The following is a 6,834-nucleotide window of genomic DNA, read 5'->3' on the forward strand; positions in this document are numbered from 1 at the left end:
GTGAGCGTCCAGATCGTCTTCGTGCACGGCATCCGCACCTCAGCCACCATGTGGCGGTCGCAGGCCGTCTACCTCGAAGAGCGCGGCTACTCCTTCACCGCCGTCGATCTCCCGGGGCATGGCACCCGGATGCAGGAGGACTTCACCCTTCACGAGGCACTGCACACGATCGATGTCGCGGTGCGCGCCGCCGCAGAGCACGGTCCCGTGGTGCTGGTGGGTCACTCGATGGGTGGGCTGCTGTGCCTCGCCTACGCCGGCGGTGCAGAGCGCCCGCCGGTCGCCGGCTTGATAGCCGCCGCCTGTACGTCGCTCCCCCGTGGCGCCGGCCTACGGGCCTACCGCCTGTTCGCCCGGGCCGTCGACTCACTCCCCGACCGCGGAATGTGGCTCACCAGACGGATGCTGGAGGCCACCATCCCGCGGGAGACCCGATCCGATTTCGCCGCCGGTGGTTACGCGCTCGACACCCAGGACGCCGCACTGCGCAGCCTGGCCGCGCTCGACATCGCCGCCGCGATCCCGCGCATCACGATTCCGCTCTGGTTCGTGAACGGGCAGTACGACCAGCTCAGGCTCAACGAGTCGCTGTTCCGACGGCTGGCCCCGCACGCCGAGCTCATCATCGTGCCGCGCACGACGCACCTCGTCACCGCGATGCGGCCACAGATATTCAACGCCGTGCTGCAGCTCGCCATCGCGACGGTGGAGCATGACGCCGAGCAGGGCGAGGCGCCTGACTCCTCGGGCTCATGACTCCCGGGCCGGCTGCCGCGCGAAGGCCGTGAGCAGCCCGCCGACGAGGGACAGCACCGCCGCTGCGACGAATACGAGCCAGAAGCCGCCGACCAGCGCAACCAGCCCCGCTCCCAGTACCGGCCCGATGAGCTGCCCGAGAGCGGCCGTCACGTTCACGATCCCGAGATCTCTCGCGTGATCCTGCTCGTCGGGCAGCAGGTCGGCGGCGAAAGCGAGGCCCACGGTGGAGAACGCTCCGTAGCCGAGGCCCATGAGAGCGGCAGCCACCATCGTCATCTCGAACGTCGGCACCAGCGCGATCGCCACCCCCGAGGCCGCCTGGACGACGGTCGCGGCCACCGTGAGCGTTCGGCGATTCCCGGTGCGGTCGGAGACGATTCCCGTGACCACCGAAGCGATCACCACGAACACGGTGTAGACGACGATGAGCAGCAGCAGGTTGTCCTGAGCGACCGTGCTGGGCTGGCCGAGGCCGTGCAGCAGGAAGAACAGGAACAGCGCGGTTCCGAGGGCGTTGCCGACATTCGTCACCAGGCGCCCGGAGAGCATCCAGGCGAAGTCTCGATCTCGCAGCGAGGCCAGACGGCGTCGTCCGATCTGCTTCGGTCGCATCGCCTCCGTGCTCGGCGGATCGGGCAGCAGCAGCGCAGCCGTCGTACCGACGACCGCGATGATCCCGGCGAGGAGCAGGTACCCGTGACGGATCTCGAGGCCGAGCAGGACGACGAGCCCCACCCCGACCACGATTCCGACGGCCTGGCTGGAGCCGACCGCGGCCGAGGCGGCACCGCGCTGCGTGGTCGGCAGCTGATCGGCGATGAGCGCCGTGAAGGCGGCAGACGAGACGGCGACACCGATGGACACCCCCACCCAACCGGCGCCGACGGCCCACGGGCCCTGGGCGTACCCCGTAAGCACGAGGCAGACAGCGGTGAACAGCGCACCGCCCACGGCCCAAGGGCGACGACGATGGCGCCCCGCGGCTGCGCGGTCCGACAGGGCACCCGCAGCGGGACCTGCGACGATGCCCGCGAGCCCGCCGATCCCCAACACCAGTCCCGAGGAGACGACCCCGCGGATCCAGTCGTCCTCCGGGGTGTCGAGCTGCAGCGGCAGAAGCAGCTGCACCGGCGTGAGCTGCACGGTCCAGATCGCCAGCCACGCCAACGTGAACAGGGTCATCCATCGGGCACCCGCGCGCACGGTACGAGTGCCTGCCACCCCGGTCATCGCGGCTCCCCCGTACCCGTTGTCGACGGAGCCGCTGCACGCGAGGCCCCGATGACCTCTCGATACCAGTCGTATGAAGCCTTGGGCGTCCGCTCGCCCGTATCGAAGTCGACGTGGACGAGCCCGAACCGCTGGGTGTAGCCGTCGGCCCACTCCCAGTTGTCCAGCAGCGACCACACTGTGTATTCCTCCACGGGCACCCCGGCATCGATCGCTTCGCCGACAGCCGCCATGTGTCCGGCGAGGTACGAGATCCGATCGGTGTCCTCGACGCGCGCGGCACGGTCGGGCTCGGGGAACGAGGCACCGTTCTCACCGATGATCACGGGCGGCAGCTGCGGATGCCGGGTGTGCAGGTCGACCAGGAGGTCGCGCAGAGCACTCGGCATGATCGGCCATTCCGGACCGAACCCGGTGACCGGCACTCCGGGTGTGGGCACGATGTCGAACGGGATCGGGCTCTCCTGCGCCGCTGCGATCACCGTGGTCGGGTTGTAGAAGTTGATGCCGTAGAAGTCGATCGAGCGACCGATGGCTTCGAGATCGCCGTCCTGCACGGGCATCGGGGGCAGACCGAGTGCTTCCAGGTCGGGGTACGCGCCGGCGAGGAGCGGTTCGCTGAAGATCCGGTTGTGGATCAGATCGTAGACCGCTGCGGCCTGATGGTCTTCTGGGGTGTCGCGCAGCGGCAGGACCCAGGTGTGGTTGTTGACCAATCCGACCGATGCGGCACCACGTTCCCGCAGAGGCGCCGCCGCCCGGGCGTGGGCGAGCAGTTGATGGTGCGCGGTCGGCAGCGCGCCGAAGAGGAGCTGCTTCCCGGGTGCCAGCGCGCCGACCGCATATCCCTGGAGCGTCGTCATCGCGGGCTCGTTCAGCGTGTACCAGTGCCGAACGCGGTCGCCGAGACGATCCGCCACGATTGCCGCGTAGTCGGCGAAGCGCTCCGCCGTATCGCGCTCGAGCCAGCCACCGCCTGCCTCGACGAGACTCGGCATCTCCCAGTGGAACAGTGTGGGGAACGGTGCGACCCCGGCATCGAGGAGGAGATCGACCAGACGCGAGTAGTGATCGAGTGCCGAGGTGTCACCGCGCCCGAGGCCGTCCGGTTGGACGCGTGCCCACGGAATCGAGAACCTGTAGCGGTCGAGACCCAGGCCCGCGGCGAGGGCGACATCATCCTCGGGACGCCGGTAGCTGTCGCACGCGGGATCCGCCGTCGATTCGTCGACGATCGCTCCCGGTCTCTCGAGGAAGTCGTCCCAGATGGATCGTCCTGATATCCCGGTGGGGCGCGACCCCTCGATCTGGAACGCTGAGGTCGCGGCGGACCAGCGGAGCCTGGCAGGCGCGGACGGACGAGAGGACGCGGGGGTCATGTGGCTCCTTGACATCAGTGTCGGGATAGTGATGATTCTGCACCCGGTACCATCGAATCCGCGACTGGGTCTCGCGTTCTCCTCCCCGTTTCGCGTCAACAGCCCGTCTGCTGGTAGACTCGACTCTTGGCTTGCGTGTGGGTTCTTCCCTCACGACCGCCGTGCAGCAGCCCTCTTCTGCTGCCGGCATTCCGAACACTCCTGTACAGAAAGCGTCCACACGTGGCAAACATCAAGTCGCAGATCAAGCGCAACAAGACCAACGAGAAGGCGCGCGAGCGTAACAAGGCCGTGAAGAGCGAGCTCAAGACGGTCATCCGCACGACTCGCACGGCCGTCTCCGCCGGCGACAAGGCAGCAGCCGAGGCCGCCCTGAAGAAGGCCGCCGTCAAGCTCGACAAGGCCGTCAGCAAGGGTGTCCTGCACAAGAACCAGGCGTCGAACCGCAAGTCGGCTCTCGCCAAGCAGGTCGCTTCCCTCTGAGCTGAAGCTTCTGAGAAAGGCCCGTCCCGTCATCGGGGCGGGCCTTCTTCATTGCCTCGGGGCGAGCGCGCCCAGGCCAGGCTCGACCAACAGCTCGGGGCCGGCGCCTACTCGCCGAACGGCTGACGCGTGGCGATGACGGTGACCATGCGCTCCAGCGCGAAGATCGGGTCGCGAGCCGCGCCCTTGACCTCGCCATCGGCCCGGGCAGTGGCCTGGATCGCCATTCCGAGAGACCGTTCGTTCCAGCCGGCCAGGTCGCGGCGGGCGCGATCGACCTGCCAGTCCTTCATTCCCAGGCGCTGAGCGAGCTGGCGACTCGGCTCGCGGTTGCCGGCGACGCGGGCCATGGTGCGGAGCTTCATGGCGAAGGCCGCGACCATCGGGACGGGGTCGGCGCCGGATGACAGCGCGTGGCGGAGCGCGATGAGTGCCTCGCCGTAACGACCGGCGATGGCCGTGTCAGCGACGACGAACGCGGAGACCTCGACTCGGCCGCCGTAGTACTTGGTGACGATCTCTTCGGAGATGTCTCCCTCGACGTCGCCGATGAGCTGCTGACAGGCCGCGGCCAGTTCGGTGAGGTCATCAGCGAATGCCGAGACCAGGGCACGCAGCGCAGGAGGCGCGATGCGCTTCTTGGCCGCACGGAACTCGCCGGCGGCGAAGTCGACCCGGTCGCTGTCGCGCTTGATCGCCGGGCACGCGATCTCGATACCGCCGCCGTTTCCGGCACGAAGCGCGTCGAGGAGCTTCTTGCCCCGCACACTGGCGCCCGTGTGGCGGAGGATGACCGTCGCACCCTCCTGGGGGTTGTCGAGGTACGACACCGCCTCCTGGATGAAGGCATCGGAGCACTTCTCCACGCCGGAGACGCGCACCAGACGCGGTTCCCCGAACAGGGACGGCGAGGTGAGGGACAACAGTGTTCCGGGCGCGTAGTCATCGGCGCGGACGTCGCTGACTTCGAGCGCAGGATCTTCGGCGCGGAGGTAGTCGCGGACCCCGGCGATCGCGCGCTCGGCGCAGATCTCTTCCGGGCCGGAGACGAGCACGATCGGGGCGGGGTGGGGCTCGCGCCAGGAGACCTGCGGGATCTTGGTGGGCTTCGCGCCGCCGCGGGAGGGGGTTCGCGAAGCTGCCATGGATCCAGCCTACCGGCGGTCGCCGACACGGTTCCGCTCCCTGGAGGCTGATTCGCCCGGCTCACCCGGCATCCTCCTCCGTCCAGACCTGCAGCTCCCCGTCACGGACGCCGAGCAGGAGTCGACCCTGTTCGTCGGTGCGGAGCAGGTGAGCACCGGTCGCCGCCAGGAGGTCGAGAGTCTCGGTACGAGGGTGCCCGTAGTCGTTGTCCGCGCCGACGCTGAACAGCGCCACCCGGGGCTGCATCGCCTCGTACAGGCCGGGGTCCTGGTCTGCGCTGCCGTGGTGAGCCACCTTGACGACGGCGTACGGTGCGAGTCTCGCTGTGCGCTGCAACATGCGCTGAGGTGCGGCGGAGAGGTCGCCGAGGTAGATCGATCGGGGCACCTCTCCCCCGTCGAACTCCATCACCACACTCGCATCGTTGCCCTCGGGAAAGGCCGCGGAGTTGCGCAGCGGCCAGAGCACACGCCATGCGGCCTCGCCGAGCATGCCGTGCTGGCCCGCCGATGCTTCGTCGACGCGCGCGCCTCCCTCGACGAGGTCTTCGAGGAGACGTCGATCGGCCTCCTCGGCGATCGGACCATGCATGACCGCCTCGACACGACCGCGCACCGCCTCAGCCCCGCCGACGTGATCGAGGTCGAAGTGGGTGAGGACGAGAAGGTCGATGCGATCGATACCGAGCGACCGCAGGCATGCGGCCAGTGGCTTCGGTTCCGGCCCCGTGTCGATCAATGCGACCTCGGTCGCCGAGCGCACGAGCACCGCGTCCCCCTGCCCGACATCGCACGCCGCGATAGCCCAGTCGGCCGGCGCCGTTGCGGTAGCCAGCGGGCCGTCGAGCAGTGCACGAGACCCGGCCAGTGACAAGAGCACGACCAGGATCGCTGCCGCTCCCCGCCGCCCCCAGACAGTCGCTCGCGCCATGTTCGAGCGCGGCGCCGGAGACGGACCACGCGCAAGGAGCACAGCGATCGCCGCACTCACCGCCGCCACCAGCAGAGCACTGCCGAGGCCTGCGGGTACGAGGATCTGCGCATGGGGCAGTTGCGCGGTCGTGGTCGCGGTCATCGCGATCCAGGCCGACGGGAGCCACGCAGACGCCGTCAGCAGGTCAGCGATCACCGGCAGAGGCGCAGCGAGGCACGCGAGGAGGCCGATCACGGTCGCCACCGGGGCCGCCGGTGCCGCGATGATGTTCGCGGCGAGGCCTATCAACGACTGCTGCTCGGCGAACAGGGCGATGATCGGGCCGCACGCGAGCTGGGCGGAGAGCGGGACCGCGACGGCCAGCGCGACGGGGTGCGGCATACCCTGAGCGAGCCCCCGGGCGAGTGGCGGGGCGAGCAGGATCAGCGCTCCCGATGCGACGACCGACAGCGCGAAACCGGGCGTCGCCGCCAGCCACGGATCCGACACGAGAATCCCCGCCGCGCACAGCGACAACATCCCCGCCCCCGCGCTCGGCCTGCCCGACAGCACGGTGAGCATGCCCACGGCCGCCATCACCCCTGCGCGGATCACGCTCGGCTCGGGGGTGACCAGCACGACGAACCCGGCCAAGCCCACCAGCGAGAGCACCACGCGCAACCGGCGGCCACCCCCGCATAGTGCCGTGAGTCCGAAGATCGCACCGACGACGATCGCGCAGTTCGCACCGGAGACCGCGGTCAAGTGGCTGAGACCGCTCGTGCGCATGTCGTCGTTCAGCTCGGGCGTCACAGCGCGGGTGTCACCGACGGCGAGTCCGGGCAGAAGACCGGCTCCCGGTTCCGGCAGACGCAGCGATCGTTCGACGAAAGCGTGTTTGAGGGCCGCCGCGACGCCGAACGCG

The 6,834-nt window shown here is 69.2% G+C and carries 6 protein-coding genes; 2 read left to right on the plus strand and 4 right to left on the minus strand.

Annotated features, from left to right (window positions below; translation table 11 throughout):
• Nucleotides 1–756 (plus strand): alpha/beta fold hydrolase, encoded by a 756-nt coding sequence (locus tag ACFVWL_RS17125; protein WP_387185295.1) that lies wholly within the window; start codon nt 1–3, stop codon nt 754–756.
• Here the strand turns inward: ACFVWL_RS17125 and ACFVWL_RS17130 are convergent.
• Together ACFVWL_RS17130 and ACFVWL_RS17135 are read right to left on the minus strand one after the other, a co-directional pair.
• On the minus strand, nt 751–1,989 hold the full coding sequence (locus ACFVWL_RS17130) for an MFS transporter (protein ID WP_387185297.1): 1,239 nt from the start codon (nt 1,987–1,989) through the stop codon (nt 751–753). The genes ACFVWL_RS17125 and ACFVWL_RS17130 overlap by 6 nt on opposite strands.
• Complete coding sequence (locus ACFVWL_RS17135) at nt 1,986–3,368, minus strand: glycoside hydrolase family 1 protein (protein ID WP_387185299.1); 1,383 nt, start codon at nt 3,366–3,368, stop codon at nt 1,986–1,988. Before ACFVWL_RS17135 ends, ACFVWL_RS17130 begins: the two co-directional genes overlap by 4 nt.
• A 222-nt stretch (nt 3,369–3,590) precedes the next feature.
• On the opposite strand from ACFVWL_RS17135, the gene rpsT reads away from it, so the two are divergent.
• Nucleotides 3,591–3,851 (plus strand): 30S ribosomal protein S20, encoded by a 261-nt coding sequence (rpsT, locus tag ACFVWL_RS17140; protein WP_017830351.1) that lies wholly within the window; start codon nt 3,591–3,593, stop codon nt 3,849–3,851.
• A gap of 107 nt (nt 3,852–3,958) precedes the next feature.
• Here the strand turns inward: rpsT and holA are convergent, their stop codons facing one another.
• Nucleotides 3,959–4,996 carry a DNA polymerase III subunit delta gene (holA, locus tag ACFVWL_RS17145; RefSeq protein WP_387185302.1) on the minus strand — a complete coding sequence of 346 codons (1,038 nt, stop codon included), beginning with the start codon at nt 4,994–4,996 and terminating at the stop codon, nt 3,959–3,961.
• 61 nt (nt 4,997–5,057) lie between these two features.
• Nucleotides 5,058–6,834 (minus strand): ComEC/Rec2 family competence protein (locus ACFVWL_RS17150; RefSeq protein ID WP_387185305.1); only part of this gene is annotated, 1,777 nt, incomplete at its 5' end.

Source organism: Microbacterium sp. NPDC058269 (assembly GCF_042881445.1).
GTDB lineage: Bacteria > Actinomycetota > Actinomycetes > Actinomycetales > Microbacteriaceae > Microbacterium.